Below are 15,731 nucleotides of genomic sequence, written 5' to 3'. Positions count from 1 at the left end.
AATAGTAAGATGCGTTCTAGTTATTTGGTTGCCTTTTTTGTTGTAATTCTTTTATTAAATAGATATATACAGGAAAATGGTCTGCATAACCCCCTTGATAGGTAGTGCCCACATAGGTTCTAAAAGGGTAGCCTTTGTATTGGCCAGTACTGTTTTGTAAATATTTTGGATTGTAAATACCAGCTTTCCAAAATTGGAATGATTTTTTTGAATCATTTACCAAACTTGGTGTAATAATAAATTGGTCAAACAAGTTCCATTTATCTCTATAAGCCAAGGTCCCAAATCCTTTTTTAAAAAGTTTTTCCATAGGATTAAATAGAGAAAGGCTATCAACTAATTTCGGCTTGCTTTTGGTCTTTAAAACTTTTTTTAGACTATTGTTTATGGGGTCATCATTTAAGTCACCCATGGTTATAATTTTTGCTGCATTATTTATAGTTTGTAAAGAATCTATGATTCTTTTTGTTAATTGAGCAGCCTTAATTCGTAGGGGTTCACTTTTGGTTTGACCGCCTCTTCTAGATGGCCAGTGATTTACAATAAAATGCACCTCTTCATCATCTAAATAACCAGAAACCACCAATTGATCTCTGGTATAATCTCTATTACCTTCATCATCAAATAAAAGTAACCGATGACTTTTAGAAGCATTTGGTAAAAAAGCCGCTTTCTTGTATAACAGGGCAACATCAATTCCTCTATCATCTGGTGAATCAAAATGGACAAATCCATAATTTCCGTCAACTAGATTAGGGTGTGTTATAAGGTCGCGTAAAACGGTTTTATTTTCAATTTCACATAACCCAATTATATCTGGTGTTTGTTTAGCTGTTGCTTCACCAATTTTAGATAGTACTTTAGAAGAATTGGTGATTTTGGTTTTATACCTTATTTCTGTCCATTGATACCTGCCAGTAGGTGTTCTATCATCATCAAAAATCAACGAATCATTTTTAGTATCAAATAAGTTTTCAAGGTTGTAAAAAGCTACCGTTCTAATTTTGTATGTAGTTGGTCTTTGCCCAAGAACTAAAAGGGGTAACAGCAAGGTGGTTAGTGTCCAAATTCTCATTCACCTAAAATAATGAACCCATAACATTTAGCGATAAAATATTTTATGTTAAATTGGTGATACACTAACTATTACATGCGTTTTGTATTCTTTTTTCTTCTAGCAGGAGTTATTTCTGCACAAGAAATTGTAGTTTCTGGAAAGGTGATTTCAGATCAATTACAATCACCCCTAACCAACGTGAAAGTGGTTGTCGAAGGATTTAATATAAGTTCGAATACCAGTTCTAATGGATCTTTTCAATTACAAGTAAAGCCTAATTCACTTTTTATTTTAATTATTAGTACTGACGGATATGTTAGAAAAAGAATTCCTATTGAAACCGCTATAGATTCATTATACTTAGGAATTATAGCGTTAGAACGAGATATAAAGATTGAGCAAACAGATAATTTAATTACACTTACCGAAGCTGATTTATCAGATGACTCCGAAACCATTGAGAATGCCACAGGAATATTGCAGGCCACCAGAGATATTTTTTTAACAAGAGCTGCATTCGATTTTGGTCAGGCTTTTTTTAGGGTTAGAGGATATGACTCCCAAAATGGAGAAGTATTACTAAACGGATTAAAAATGAATAAAATATTTGATGGTCGACCTCAATGGAATAATTGGGGCGGATTGAATGATGTTGTTCGTAATCAAGAGTTTACTAATAGTTTAGCACCTTCTAATTATACTTTCGGAGGAATTTTAGCAAATACAAATATTAATACTCGGCCGTCTTTATTAAGAAGTGGAACTAGGCTTTCTGCTTCAGCATCTAATAGAACATATGCAGGCAGACTAATGGCAACTTATAACTCAGGTGAAAATACAAATGGATTAACCTATGCTGTTTCGGGTTCTAGAAGATGGGCTGAGCAAGGTTATGTCGATGGAACTTTGTACGATGCCTTCTCAGTTTTTGGAACAGTTGAATACGATATAAACAAAAAAAACACTTTGCTGTTCACAGGAATATTAGCAAAAAATAGACGGGGTAGGTCTTCTGCTGTTACCCAAGAAGTAAATCAACTTAAAGGAAAACAATACAATCCATATTGGGGTATACAAGACGGGGTTATAAGAAATTCTAGAGAAAGAGATATTTCTGAACCTATTTTTATGTTCAATCATTTCTTTACAATTAAAAAACTAAATATAACTTCTGGTATTGCTTATCAATTTGGAGAAAATGCAAGAAGTAGATTGGGTTATTATAATGCACCAAATCCTGACCCTACTTATTATAGGTATTTACCCAGTTTTTATATAAATAATCCTATAGGAGCAGATTTTACCAACGCCAGTTTAGCAAGAGAAGGTTTTCTGTCAAATTCGCAACTTAATTGGAATTTAATATATGCAGCTAATTCTGCTACAGAAGAAAACGGAAAAGCAGCTTATGTGCTCTATGATGATGTTGTAAAAAGCAGCAATTTACAATTGAGTACAGTTTTTAACCTGAACTTAAATACCATTTTTAAAATTGATTTTGGTGGTAGATTATCATGGAATAATTTAGATAATTATGCGCAAATAGATGATTTATTAGGCGCTAGTTTTCATGAAGATATTGATGCCTTTTCAAATACGTTGAATGCTATCAATGGAGAACTACGAAAGCAACAAGGCGCTATATTTAATTATAACTATGAGATTGAGGCATTAAATCATGAAGGCTTTATACAATTACAGGCTTCTTTAGGAAAATGGAATGGATTTTTAGCTACACGAATAAGGCAAACGCAGTATCAGCGTAACGGCCTTTTTCAAAATGAACGATTTCTTTCAAATTCGCTTGGTAAAAGTGATGAAATTAATTTTTCAACAACATCAGTTAAGGCAGGTTTTTCGTATCAATTTAGTGGTAGACATTGGTTAGCGTTTAATTCAGCTTTTATAAACAGACCGCCATTAGTGCAAAATTCTTTTATCAACCCTAGAGAAAATAACTTGATTGTTCCTAATCTTCAAAAAGAAAAAATTTCAACCCTAGATGCAAGCTATTCTATTAGATTACCCAATTTAACAGGAAGAATAACAGGCTTTTATACTAGGTTTCAAAATGCCACGGATATTAATTTCTTTTTTGTGGATTCTGGGGTGGGTTCAGATTTTGTACAAGAGGTTATAACTGATATGGATAAACTGCATATGGGTGTAGAAGCAGGAATAGAATATCAAGCCTCATCAGATGTAAAATTAACTTTGGCAGCTAATATTGGAAAATACCTATACGCAAATAATCCATCAGTCTCAATAAATTTTGATACTGCCGGTCAAGAAGAGCCCATTAATTTAGATGGTTCAATTGATTTAGGTATAGCTAATATTAAAGATTACAAGTTGGCTCAAGGTCCTCAGAAGGCCCTTGCCATTGGTGTAGAATATAGAAACCCAAAATACTGGTGGATTGGGGTTTCTGCCAATTACATGACAAATTCTTATGCTAATATTTCAACCATAACTAGAACACAGAGTTTTTTGTTAAATCCAGAAACTGGGGAGCAATTTATTCAGGCAACTCCCGATAATGTGGCAGAATTACTTAGTCAAAATCCATTAGAGGATATTTATCTCTTAAATATGGTTGGAGGTAAATCTTGGCTAATTAATGGAAAATACATTAGTGCGTTTTTGAGTATTAACAATTTGTTTGATTCCACATTTAGAACTGGGGGGTATGAGCAAAGTAGAAACGGCAACTTTGGTCAATTACAGCAAGATAACTTACAAAATAATCCAACTTTTGCACCAAAATATTGGTACGGATTTGGTCGAACTTATTTTTTAAATCTAGCATTAAGTTTTTGAATTATCCCATAGAAATAGGAACAATGAAAAATTACTTAATTAAATACGTTGTCTTATCATTTCTGGTTATGGTAATTAATTGTGCACCTAAGAATGACTTTGATGAATTAAATACTTTTTGTGATGAAAATTTGGTCGCCAATGCCACCTATGCTCAGGTTCAAGATTTATATCAGGGAGAATTACTTCAGATTCAAGAAGATTTAGTTATTGAAGGTTATGTAGTATCATCTGATAAAGAAGGTAATTTTTTTAGCACACTTTATTTTCAAAATGATTCTATGAATCCCACAGCAGGGTTTCAAATTGAAATTGATTTATTTGAATCTCATTTGTTGTTTAAAGTAGGTCAAAAGATATTAATTAAGACTAAAGGCTTATATCTAGGTAAGAAAAAAGACGTATTTGTTCTAGGAGGTACATTTTCTGGGTTTGGTAATACGGCTATTGGTAGATTACCTGGCTTAAAAGTTCCTCAACATATATTTAGAGACTGCGCTGGTGTAGAAAATTTAATAGCCAAAACCATTAAAATTGAAGAAATTGATGTTTATCAAACCAATACCTTAATAGCTATTGATAGTTTACAATTTTTAGTTGATGATTTTGGTAAATTTTTTGCTGAACCAGAAAGTGAAACAGAGCGAATTTTAGAAGATTGTAGTGGCAACCAGGTAACACTTCTTAACTCTGGATTTGCTGATTTTCAATCTGAAATAATTTATGAAAACAACGGAAAAATAACAGGAGTTTTACTTAGAGAAAACAATGACTATTTCATTGCTATTAGAGATTTAAAAGATTTAGAATTTACTAATGAAAGATGTGCAGATTTACGTGAAACGTCTAATCAGGTGTTTTTCTCTGAACTAGCTGACCCTAACAACAACGCTTCAGCAAGGTTTTTAGAATTATTTAATGCTTCTGAAGTTGCCGTTGATTTAAGAGATTGGAGTATTCATAGATATACTAATAACAATGTAGAAATTAGTTCATCCATTAATTTGAGTGGTCTTAAAATAGAAGCAAATAGCACACTTATTATCACACCAAATGCAGCAGTTTTTGAACAAACCTTTGGTTTTCAGCCAAATTTAGAAGTGGGAAAAAATAGCCCGGCAGATTCTAATGGAGACGATAATTTAGTGTTGGTTGACCCTTTTGGTACGGTTATAGATGTTTTTGGCGTAATTGGTGAAGATGGTACAGCAACCAACCATGAATTTGAAGATGGTAAAGCGCAAAGAAAATTAGAGGTTATTCAAGGCAACCCCATTTACAATATTTTAGAATGGAATATTTTCAATGATTCAGGCGAAGCAGGCACCGTAAACTTACCTCAAAACGCCCCAGAAGACTTTAGCCCTGGAGCTAGAAATTAGTTAAGCAGCGGCTAGTAAAATCTCTGTTAATTGCTCTTTGGTAATTGGTTTTACAATGTACTTTTTAATAGACTTAAATTCTTGTACTCGCTCTAAATCGGCCTTAGCCATTGATGAGGTTACCATATAAATTACAACCTTATCTGTTTTGCAGATTTCAAGTTTTTCATAGTGGTCTAAAAATCCCCAACCATCTAAAATAGGCATATTAATATCTAAAAAGATAACTTCTGGTAGACTGCGGTTAGTGTCGCATATTTCTTTAATGGCTTCTATGGCAGATTGCCCATCATTATACACTAAACATTCTTCACAGAAATTAATGTCTCTCATTTTTATTTTTAGTAATTCAATATAAATTTCATCATCATCAATGATGCAAGCTTGTTGAATAGATTTCATGTTTACTTTAGTTTTTTGAGTGAGAATGTAAATTTGCTGCCAATGTTAACTTCGCTTTTTACCGTAATTTGGCCTCCCATGGCTTCTACCTGGTTTTTTACCATAAAAAGTCCTAAACCTTTGGCATCAGGGTTTCTATGAAAAGTTTTAAAAAGTCCAAACACTTTGTTTTTATGTCTTTTTAAATCGATTCCTAAGCCGTTATCTTCTACTGTAATAGTAATTACATCTTCTTTTTTAGCGGCAGAAATTTTAATAATGGGTGAAACTTCGGGCTTTCTATATTTTAAGGCATTGGTGAATAAATTAAGAAAAATACTATCTAAATAAGCGGGTAAAGCCTTTACATATAGTTCTTTGTCTATCGAAGAAACAAATGTAGCTTCTTCATCATTAATAAGTGCTCCAATATTTCCTAAAACACGTTCAACAGTCTCTCGTAAATTAATTTTTGTGAGTTTATCAGGAGTAACCAAATTCATATCCACCACTTCATTCAAATGAGCTACAGTTTCATTTAAATTTTGTGCCGCAGTTTTAAGCATGGTTAAAAAACTAGTTTGGTCTTCTTTTTTATCTGGATCCAATAAAAACTCAGTTAACATATTTATGTTTGTAGAATGAGACCTGAGGTTATGAGAAACTATATGCGCAAAATTGTTAAGACTGGCATTTTGTTTATTAGAAATATCGAATAATTCTTCTCTTTTTTTCATTAGAAGAATTCTTGGGGTTATATCTACAACTTGAGTTATATAGTGTGTTGGCTGTCCGTCTAGTTCTTTAACCAAGGTTACTGTAACTATGGCATGTTTTGTATTTCCTTTTTTACTTATATAGCGCTTTTCTGTTTGGTAACTGCTTTTTTTAGAAGAAAGTAATTTTTTTATAGCAACAACATCTTTAGCAACATCATTGGGGTGGGTAATGTCTGCAAAATTAAGCCCAATGAGTTCCGCTTTGGCATAACCTAATATTTTGGTAAGAGCTTCATTGGTTTGAAATATTTTACCCTCTAAATCTACCAAAGCCATACCTACAAATTCATTATCAAAACTGGCCTTAAAAGACTTTTCAATTAGGTCTAAATCTTTTTTAGTGTTGATGAGTTCGGTTATGTCCCAATTTATACCAATTACTTTTTTGCTTTCACTCCCAAATTCGGGTAATGTGGTAGCATAAGTTTTAATATGTTTGATTTCACTAAAAGGGGTTATAATTCTAAATTGAGAGTCAAAATCTTGGTTCGTTGCTAGGGCTTCTTCAAATTCTTGAACCATTCTTTCTTTATCCTTAGGTATAATGGTTTTTTCAAAGAATTCTTCTGGTGTTGGCTTTTCATTTTTTTGAAAACCATAGAGGCGGTACATGTTTTCATCTAAAAAGAGGCTTTTGTCTTTTAAGTCATATTCCCAAACACCAAAATTTGCGGTCTTAGTTGCAATGGCTAAGCGCTTAGCCATTTTCTGATTTAATAACGAATTTCTTTTTTGTTCATCTATATCTTGAAAAACACCAAATAAGCGAACAGTTTTACCATTAACAACTTCAGCTTCACCTAAAGCTCTTACCCAAACTTCGTTACCTTTTTCTGTAACTATAACAAGTTCTATTTCCCAAGCTTTTCCAGTTTCAATAGCTCTATTTACTAAAGAAGTAATTTTTTCTCTATGAGCACCTTCTTTATAAAAATTAATAGCTTCTTCAATTTTTGGAATGTAGCTTTCTGGAACTTCATGTATCTGCTTGGTAATGGCAGACCAATGAAGAGAATTACTACGTAAGTCGTATTCCCAAAAACCAATTTTGGCAACTTTTTGAGCTTTGGCAAGTAGTTTTGCCTCATACGTAGCAGACGAATGAGTTTCGTTAGAGTACATAATAGATAATGGCTGTGTTCGTAAATACCTGACTTAGAAATAAATTCCTACATCAAGGTAAGAAAAAATTTAGCTATCATAAATGAAAATCTTAAAAATTAAATAAATCTGAAGAAGATAGTGCTCAAAAAACTAGATATAAATAATTAGTTTGCTAACTTGTTAATTGTGAAAAATACTGAGATTTTATTCCAAAATATTCGTTCTGGCAACTTGCCAGAAATACAAAAACTTATAGTTAATGAACCAGATTTAGTTAAAGCAAAAGATGCTAGAGGTTCAACACCATTAGTTTTAGCTACTTACTATAACAGAGTAGATATAACTAAGTTTTTACTGGAAAATGGTGCAGAAATAAACGCTGTTGATGGTTCTGGTAATACACCTCTTATGGGAGTTTGCTTTAAAGGATTTACAGATTTAGCCAAACTACTTCTGGAGAACGGGGCAGATGTTAATCATCAAAATTCTATGGGAGCTACATCTTTAATATATGCTGCTACATTTAATAAAGTAGCTATTGCAAAATTACTCTTAGCGTATGGAGCAAATACTGAAATAAAAGATGCTCGTGGAACGTCTGCTTTAATGCATGCAAAAAATCAGGGTTTTAAAGAATTACAACTTTTGCTAGAAAAGAGCATTTAAATGTTTACGTTGCAACTTGCCTTAGTACAAACACACTTGCTATGGGAGAATCCTATAGCAAATCGTCAAAAGTTTTCTTCAATTTTTAAGAATTTGCCTAATGCTATAGATATAGTAGTGTTACCAGAAATGTTTACAACTGGTTTTACCATGCAACCAACTAATATTGATGTTGAAGAGACCCAAAAGACAGTAGATTGGTTGTTAGAAGAGGCGTCTTTATATAACATAGCAATAGTTGGGAGTATTGTTTATTTTGAAAATGATAACTATTATAATCGATTGCTATTTGTAACTCCAGCCGGAGAAATTCAAACTTATGATAAGAAACATACGTTCTCATTGGCAGGCGAGCACAAAGTCTATGAATCTGGAACACAAAAATTAGTAGTTGATTATAAGGGTTTTAAGATATGTCCTCTAATTTGCTATGATTTGCGATTTCCTGTTTGGTCTAGAAATGTAGAGAGTTATGATGCATTGCTTTATGTTGCCAATTGGCCAAAACCTAGAATTGAAGCTTGGAATACCCTTTTAAAGGCTAGAGCTATAGAAAATATGGTTTACGCTATAGGTGTGAATAGAATTGGTTTAGACGGTCTTGGTTATGAATACCCTGGCCATTCTGCTGTTTATGATGTTCTAGGAAAAAATATGGTCTTTTCTGAAAAAGAAGAAATTTTAGTTGTAGAACTATCAAAAGAGCACATTCTAAAAAATCGTACTAAGCTCAAATTTCTAGAGGATGCTGATGAGTTTAATTTGATATAATGAAGTTTTCATTAGCTTCCCAATTAGCTCTCATTTCAAAAACATCTGGATAATGCACAATTTTTTCTGGTTGTTTTCCTGTTAAATAATTACCAGTATCCCATTTTTTATTAGAATTTTCATCGAAGATTACCCTTACCGTGTAATTACCTGTTTTTAGATTTTCTAATCGAAGTGTTTGTGGTTTTTGAGACCAATTTTCTCTTACTATTTCACCTTTATCTGTAAGTAATTGAACAATTATAGGATAGGTTACTGCACCGCTAATTGTTAGATTTAGATTGCCGTAGTCAGCATAACTTCCTGTAGAAAGTTTGTAATTTAAGGTGTCATTTACTGTTCCAAAAAAGTCTTCAATTGCGCCAGGTAATAGATTAATAAAATAGCTTTGATTATCAACCAAATCAAAATCAAAATCAACTTGATTTTTAACAGTGTCTAAGTTGTACGAGTAAGAAACCGGCAAAGTGTCTTTATCAAACAAGCCTATTTTACTGCTATCTACTTTTATTATAGGTGTGTTTCCTAACAATTTAAACTTGTCTTCAAAGTCAATACGGCTACTATGGCTTGCTCTTAGATTCATAGTGTCTAAAGCAAGTTTTCTTGCCTTCACTGTAAAGGTGTCTAAGGTTTGATATTTTAGATTCTTTACTTGAAAAATAATAGAGTCAATATCAGTAGCCGTAAGCCAAAAATTAAGGGAATCTTTATCTCTTTCTTTAAGAATTTTAGTTTTTACTGAATCTGGTAAAGGTGTAATTGGTTCAATGGTAATTGTTGAGTCAATTGTTGTAAAACCAAATAGTATTCTGTTTTTAGCAGCATAACTTGGTACAGAAGCTACATAGTCTGGTATTTCTTTAAAAAGATTTAAGAGATAAACAGAGTCTGTGGGCAAGGTAATAGTATCATTTAAGAAAGCTATTTTATCAGCATTTTGGTCAAAAACGTTATTGTTGGCATTGTCTTTTAGAGCAAACAATTTGTATTTACCAGCTTTAAGATTTTGTAAACTAAAGAGCGGTAAACTATCTAGTGTGTTTGTTAAATAATTAGGTGGATATTTATAAATGGTAGAATCATTATACGCACTATCAATTTCATAAAGCATAACGCTTACAAATTCTTCTGCTTTTTTGTTATAAGCATCTTTTACTGCACCAGAAATTGAGAGTGAATCAATGTAATCACCGGTGCTAAACACATATCTTAAAAACTTATTCGGATTTCCTTCATTATTATCTACAATGCTTTGTCCAAAATTTATGGTGTAAGTTGTATTTTCTCTTAGCGTGTCTTTAAGTGTAATTTCAATAAACTTGCTTGCACCCCCTTGAGGTTTTATTTCTGGAACATTTTTTAAGGGTGGAGAAATTATAATTTGTGCTTGTGCATTTTCTAGCTTTATGTATTCATCAAAAAAAAGCTTTATGGTAGTAGCCTTAAAATTAGTGGTCATATTCTCTGGCTCAGCAGAAACCAATACAGGTGGTTGAATATCTTTTGGGCCTCCAGAAGGTGTTCCTCTGCGGGCACATTGGCTTATTGCCAATACCAATAAAATAAAAAAAACAACGCTCAAAAACTGCTTAAGCTGGGGCATTTTTAAAATAGTTTAGGCAAAGAAACAATTTTTGAAGTTAAAGATTACTTAATTGCCCAATTTAGGCACCATAACCATTGATGCAACATATAAGTTTTTTAAATTTTTGGTAAGTAAAGCTTCTGCGCAGGCTTCAATGGTGGCACCAGTAGTAATAACATCGTCTACCAATAATACATTTTTAGCAAGAATTTGGTGATTGTCATTAAAGATAAAAAGGTCATTGCTCTGGGTCCAACGTAGCAATCTAGTTTTTTTGGTTTGTGTTTTAGTGTTTCTTGTTTTAAGTAAACCGTCAGGTAAAAACTTCGCATCTAAATTTTCTGCAATTTTTTTAGCAAATCCATCAACTTGGTTGTATCCTCGTTTTTTTAATTTTTTTTGATGTAAAGGCACTGGTATAACAACATCAATTTCTGATTTAAAACCTTCTTTGGCTAGGTTTTTTCCCATCCAATTTCCAAAATAAACACCAATATCTTGCTGGTTTCTGTACTTGAGATTGTGAAGCAGCTCTTGTACAATGCCATGATGTCTAAAATACAGCATTGATGCGGCTTTTTTTATGTTAACTCTACCTTTAAAAATGTTATCTACAGGGTTGTTTTTTGTAAAATTGAAATCGGTAAGGGGTAAATCATCTCGACAAAACGTACAGAGTATGTTTTCTCCTCTAGTTAATTGTGCATTACATCCAAAACATATGCTTGGCAATAGGATGCTATTAATATCGTTTATTATCTTTGACAACTTAAAATAAAACGGTTTTTGTATACCTCGAATGAGTCACTTGATATGGATGCTCAAGATACTAAATTCAATTACAGGATAATTCTTGCAGCATTAGCAGCGGTAATAGTTGCTCTTGGTATAGCGTTTTATTACAGCTACGCCCATTCTCGCGACCAAATTAGCTATTTAGAAGACGAAAAAAAGACGTTAGTTAAAGAAATGACCCTTTTAAAAGCCAAAGTGGATCATTTAGCTGGCGTAAATGAAGTTGCAGATATTGAACTACAAGATTCTAAGTACGAGGTTCAACAGTTACTAGATTCTGTAGGAAAATTAAACTTTAGCATTACCAAGCTAAAGCAAGACCAAAAAGCTCTTGCCGTGCTCAAATCAAAGTTTGATAGTATTAAGTCGCAGAATAACTTGCTTACCTATGACAATAGAATACTTGCAGAGAAGTATAGAAAATCTGTAAACGAAATAAAACAATTAAAGCGTCAATCTACCCGTTTAGCAGAAAATGTACCAGAACCTAAAAAATTAGAAATTACAAAAGAAGTTAAGGCAAAAACCTTTCTTGCTCTGAACAATGTAGAAGGCAGTGGTTTTAGATATGCTGGTGCAAGGTTAACAAAAACCAATAAGGCTTCAACAATTGAAAAACTTCGTGGTTGCGCAACTATAATGGCAAATCCAGAAGAAAACGACCAAAGTAAAGTACTTTATTTTCAATTTTTAAATCCAGAATTACAAGTTATAGAAGACAATAATAGAACCGTAACTGTTGGTGGTAATACTTTTAGTAAACGTGTTGAAGTGGTCTATTTAGGAACAGAAATTGGAGTTTGTGACGCTATCTCAGTTCCAGAAGGTTCCTTAACTGAAGGAATTTACACTCTAAATGTTTTTGAAGGCGAACGTCTTCTTTCTTCAACTGAATTTCAGTTAAAATAACATTTTCTCTTTTTGGGCATTGTTTTACTTTTGCCCAATGGCAAATCAAGAAGATAAATTTAAAAAGGTAATCTCACACGCCAAAGAGTATGGCTATATCTTTCAATCAAGTGAGATTTACGATGGTTTAAGCGCTGTTTATGACTATGCACAAAACGGAGCCGAACTAAAGAAAAATATAAGAGACTATTGGTGGCAGGCAATGGTGCAACTAAACAACAATATTGTTGGCATAGATGCAGCTATTTTTATGCATCCAACTACTTGGAAAGCTTCGGGTCACGTAGATGCCTTTAACGACCCTTTAATTGATAATAAAGATTCAAAGAAAAGATACCGGGCAGATGTTTTAGTAGAAGATTATGTGGCAAAAATTGAAGCTAAAATTGAAAAAGAAGTTACCAAGGCAGCAAAACGTTTTGGTGATTCTTTTGACAAGAAGCAATTTTTGAGCACAAATCAACGTGTTTTAGACTATCAAGCAAAAGCAGATCGTATTCTAAAACGTTTGGGAAAATCATTAGAAAACGAAGATTTAGCCGATGTAAAAGCGTTAATAGAAGAATTAGAAATTGCTTGCCCACTATCAGGATCAAAGAATTGGACAGATGTAAAACAGTTCAATCTAATGTTTGGAACCAAATTAGGTTCAACCGCTGAAAGTGCAATGGATTTGTACTTAAGACCAGAAACTGCTCAAGGTATTTTTGTAAACTTCTTAAATGTTCAAAAGACAGGTCGAATGAAAATTCCGTTCGGAATTGCACAAACCGGTAAAGCTTTTAGAAATGAAATTGTTGCCAGACAGTTTATTTTTAGAATGCGAGAATTTGAACAAATGGAAATGCAATATTTTATTAAACCAGGAACTCAAAAAGCATGGTATGATACCTGGAAAGAAAAGAGATTAAATTGGCATTTGTCTTTAGGTCTTGGTGAGGATAATTATCGTTTTCATGACCACGAAAAATTAGCACATTATGCAGATGCTGCATGTGATATAGAATTTAAATTCCCTTTTGGTTTTAGAGAGTTAGAGGGTATACATTCTAGAACTGATTTTGATTTAAGTAATCATGAAAAATACTCAGGTAAAAAACTGCAGTATTTTGATCCAGAAGAAAATAAGAGTTATGTGCCTTATGTGTTAGAAACTTCAATTGGTTTAGATAGAATGTTCTTAGCTGTTTTTTCTAACGCTCTACAAGAGGAAGAATTAGAAAATAATACCACGAGAACAGTTCTAAAATTACCTGCAGTTTTAGCACCAACTAAAGTTGCTATTTTACCACTACTTAAAAGAGACGGTTTGCCAGAGGTAGCAGAAAAATTGGTTAATGAATTAAAATGGGAATTTACTGTAGCTTACGATGAAAAGGATGCCGTAGGTAGACGTTACCGTAGACAAGACGCTATTGGTACTCCGTTCTGTGTTACTATAGACCATCAAACATTAGAAGATGACACGGTAACTATTCGCTACCGTGATACTATGGAACAAAAACGAATTAAACTCAACGAGGTTGGTGAAATTGTTGCAAAGGAAGTAGATATGAAAAATTGGCTTAAAAAATTAGCATAGCATGAAAATCATTTCTTACAATGTAAACGGTATTAGAGCAGCCATGAAAAAAGGCTTTGTAGATTGGTTGCAAACTACTAATGCAGATGTAGTATGTATTCAAGAAACAAAGGCAATGCAAGAACAAGTAGATACTGGTTTGCTTGAAGAAATAGGTTATAACCACCATTATTGGTATAGTGCTGAAAAAAAAGGATATAGCGGTGTTGCCGTTCTTTGTAAACAAAAGCCAGACCATGTAGAATTTGGAACAGGTATTGATTACATGGATAATGAAGGAAGAAATCTTCGAGTTGATTTTGGTGATGTTTCTGTAATGAGTATGTATTTGCCTTCTGGAACTAACATGAATAGGCTAGACTTTAAACTAACCTACATGGATGATTTTCAGAAGTATGCTGATGAATTAAGAAAAGAACGTCCAAATTTAATTGTTTGTGGTGATTATAATATTTGTCATGAACCTATTGACATTCATGACCCCGTTAGAAATAAAAATGTTTCAGGTTTTTTACCCGTTGAGCGTGAATGGATAGGAAATTTTATAAAAAGTGGGTTTATAGATAGTTTTAGGCATTTTAACCCAAATCCAGATAATTATACCTGGTGGAGTTATAGAGCAAACGCTCGTGCAAATAACAAGGGCTGGCGTTTAGATTATGGAATGGTCAATGAGTCATTAAAACATAGATTAAAGCGGTCCATAATTTTAGCTGAAGCAAAACATAGTGATCACTGTCCAATTCTAGTCGAAATAGATTAAGAAAATAACAATACCTTAAATCAATAAAGAAGCAAGAACACCTATTTTTGAGTTTTTCTATATAGCATTGAAATGAAATATACCTTTATACCTAGAACTAAAATTAGGGTCAGTAAAATTTGTTTAGGTACCATGACTTGGGGACGACAGAATACCCAAGAAGAAGCATTTGAACAAATGAATTATGCTCTAGACCAAGGGGTTAACTTTTTTGATACTGCCGAATTGTATCCTATTCCGCCAAAAAAGGAGTTTTACGCACTTACCGAAGAATATATAGGTAACTGGTTTCAACAAACCGGTAATAGAGACAAAGTGGTATTGGCAAGTAAAATTGCAGGTCCAGCGGAGTTTACAAAGCATATAAGAACTACGGGGTTTACAAAAGCAGCTATAGTATCAGCCTTAGAGCAAAGTTTAAAAAGATTAAAAACAGATTATTTAGACCTTTATCAATTGCATTGGCCAGAGCGCAATACAAATTATTTTGGGCAACGCGGTTTTGATGCGGATACGACAGATTTTTGGGAAGATAATTTTCATGAGATTTTACAAACCCTTGCACATTTAGTTCAACAAGGTAAAATTAGACAGGTAGGGCTATCCAATGAAACGCCTTGGGGAACTATGCGTTATTTAGAGGAAAGCAAAGTTCATCAAGAATTACCAAGAATGGTTACTATTCAAAACCCGTATAGTTTATTAAATAGATTATTTGAAGTTGGTCTTTCAGAAGTCTCTATTCGGGAACAAATAGGTTTATTAGCCTATTCTCCAATGGCTTTTGGGGTTTTGAGCGGTAAGTATTTAGATGGTGTTAAACCTAGAAAAAGTAGATTAGATTTATTTCCGCATTATAGTAGATATAGTGGTGATAATGCTACTGAAGCTACACGTAAGTATCAAGAATTAGCACAAAAACATAATTTGTCTCTGGCTCAAATGGCATTAGCTTTTGTAAACACTCGAAAGTTTTTAACCAGCAATATTATAGGAGCAACAACTATGAGTCAATTAAAAGAAAACATAGCTTCAATTGATGTAAATTTATCAGAAGAGGTTTTAATTGGCATAGAAGAAATTCATGCAGCAATTCCAAATCCAGCCCCTTAAATCAATTTAGCCCCCATAGTT

13 protein-coding genes are annotated in these 15,731 nt (G+C 33.0%); 8 read left to right on the top strand and 5 right to left on the bottom strand.

Features of this window, described 5'->3' with window-relative positions:
* Window positions 1-16: 16 nt before the first annotated feature.
* Window positions 17-1,075 (bottom strand): endonuclease/exonuclease/phosphatase family protein, encoded by a 1,059-nt coding sequence (locus H5V42_RS05335; protein WP_185782094.1) that lies wholly within the window; start codon window positions 1,073-1,075, stop codon window positions 17-19.
* A gap of 75 nt (window positions 1,076-1,150) precedes the next feature.
* Between H5V42_RS05335 and H5V42_RS05330 the strand changes: the two genes are divergently transcribed.
* Together H5V42_RS05330 and H5V42_RS05325 are read left to right on the top strand one after the other, a co-directional pair.
* The gene (locus tag H5V42_RS05330) at window positions 1,151-3,877 is read left to right on the top strand and encodes a carboxypeptidase-like regulatory domain-containing protein (RefSeq protein ID WP_185782093.1); all 2,727 of its coding nucleotides are present in this window, start codon (window positions 1,151-1,153) and stop codon (window positions 3,875-3,877) included.
* Window positions 3,878-3,900: 23 nt separating this feature from the next.
* Window positions 3,901-5,259 (top strand): DUF5689 domain-containing protein, encoded by a 1,359-nt coding sequence (locus H5V42_RS05325; protein ID WP_185782092.1) that lies wholly within the window; start codon window positions 3,901-3,903, stop codon window positions 5,257-5,259.
* On the opposite strand, the gene H5V42_RS05320 is transcribed toward H5V42_RS05325, so the two are convergent.
* Window positions 5,260-5,661, bottom strand: a complete 402-nt coding sequence (locus H5V42_RS05320; RefSeq protein ID WP_185782091.1) for a response regulator — start codon at window positions 5,659-5,661, stop codon at window positions 5,260-5,262.
* Window positions 5,662-5,663: 2 nt separating this feature from the next.
* Window positions 5,664-7,541: a sensor histidine kinase gene (locus H5V42_RS05315; protein WP_185782090.1), complete on the bottom strand. Its 1,878-nt coding sequence runs from the start codon at window positions 7,539-7,541 to the stop codon at window positions 5,664-5,666.
* Between the two features lie 168 nt (window positions 7,542-7,709).
* Between H5V42_RS05315 and H5V42_RS05310 the strand changes: the two genes are divergently transcribed.
* Together H5V42_RS05310 and H5V42_RS05305 are read left to right on the top strand one after the other, a co-directional pair.
* Window positions 7,710-8,189 (top strand): ankyrin repeat domain-containing protein, encoded by a 480-nt coding sequence (locus tag H5V42_RS05310; protein ID WP_185782089.1) that lies wholly within the window; start codon window positions 7,710-7,712, stop codon window positions 8,187-8,189.
* The gene (locus H5V42_RS05305; RefSeq protein ID WP_185782088.1) at window positions 8,190-8,960 is read left to right on the top strand and encodes a nitrilase family protein; all 771 of its coding nucleotides are present in this window, start codon (window positions 8,190-8,192) and stop codon (window positions 8,958-8,960) included.
* Here the strand turns inward: H5V42_RS05305 and H5V42_RS05300 are convergent.
* Window positions 8,947-10,566: an Ig-like domain-containing protein gene (locus tag H5V42_RS05300; RefSeq protein WP_185782087.1), complete on the bottom strand. Its 1,620-nt coding sequence runs from the start codon at window positions 10,564-10,566 to the stop codon at window positions 8,947-8,949. The genes H5V42_RS05305 and H5V42_RS05300 overlap by 14 nt on opposite strands.
* Before the next feature lie 48 nt (window positions 10,567-10,614).
* A complete protein-coding gene (locus H5V42_RS05295; protein WP_185782086.1) occupies window positions 10,615-11,316 on the bottom strand; it encodes a ComF family protein in 702 nt (233 codons plus the stop codon).
* Between the two features lie 18 nt (window positions 11,317-11,334).
* Between H5V42_RS05295 and H5V42_RS05290 the strand changes: the two genes are divergently transcribed.
* From H5V42_RS05290 to H5V42_RS05275, 4 genes are all read left to right on the top strand, one after another.
* A complete protein-coding gene (locus H5V42_RS05290) occupies window positions 11,335-12,252 on the top strand; it encodes a hypothetical protein (RefSeq protein WP_229665605.1) in 918 nt (305 codons plus the stop codon).
* A gap of 37 nt (window positions 12,253-12,289) precedes the next feature.
* Window positions 12,290-13,834, top strand: a complete 1,545-nt coding sequence (locus H5V42_RS05285; RefSeq protein ID WP_185782085.1) for a glycine--tRNA ligase — start codon at window positions 12,290-12,292, stop codon at window positions 13,832-13,834.
* A gap of 1 nt (window position 13,835) precedes the next feature.
* Complete coding sequence (locus tag H5V42_RS05280; protein WP_185782084.1) at window positions 13,836-14,597, top strand: exodeoxyribonuclease III; 762 nt, start codon at window positions 13,836-13,838, stop codon at window positions 14,595-14,597.
* A gap of 72 nt (window positions 14,598-14,669) precedes the next feature.
* A complete protein-coding gene (locus tag H5V42_RS05275; RefSeq protein WP_185782083.1) occupies window positions 14,670-15,710 on the top strand; it encodes an NADP(H)-dependent aldo-keto reductase in 1,041 nt (346 codons plus the stop codon).
* Window positions 15,711-15,731 lie beyond the last annotated feature (21 nt).

It is taken from the genome of Croceivirga lutea (assembly GCF_014235875.1).
GTDB lineage: Bacteria > Bacteroidota > Bacteroidia > Flavobacteriales > Flavobacteriaceae > Croceivirga > Croceivirga lutea.
Note: the sequence above shows the minus strand (reverse complement) of the source record. Positions and strands in the feature narration are given on the sequence as shown.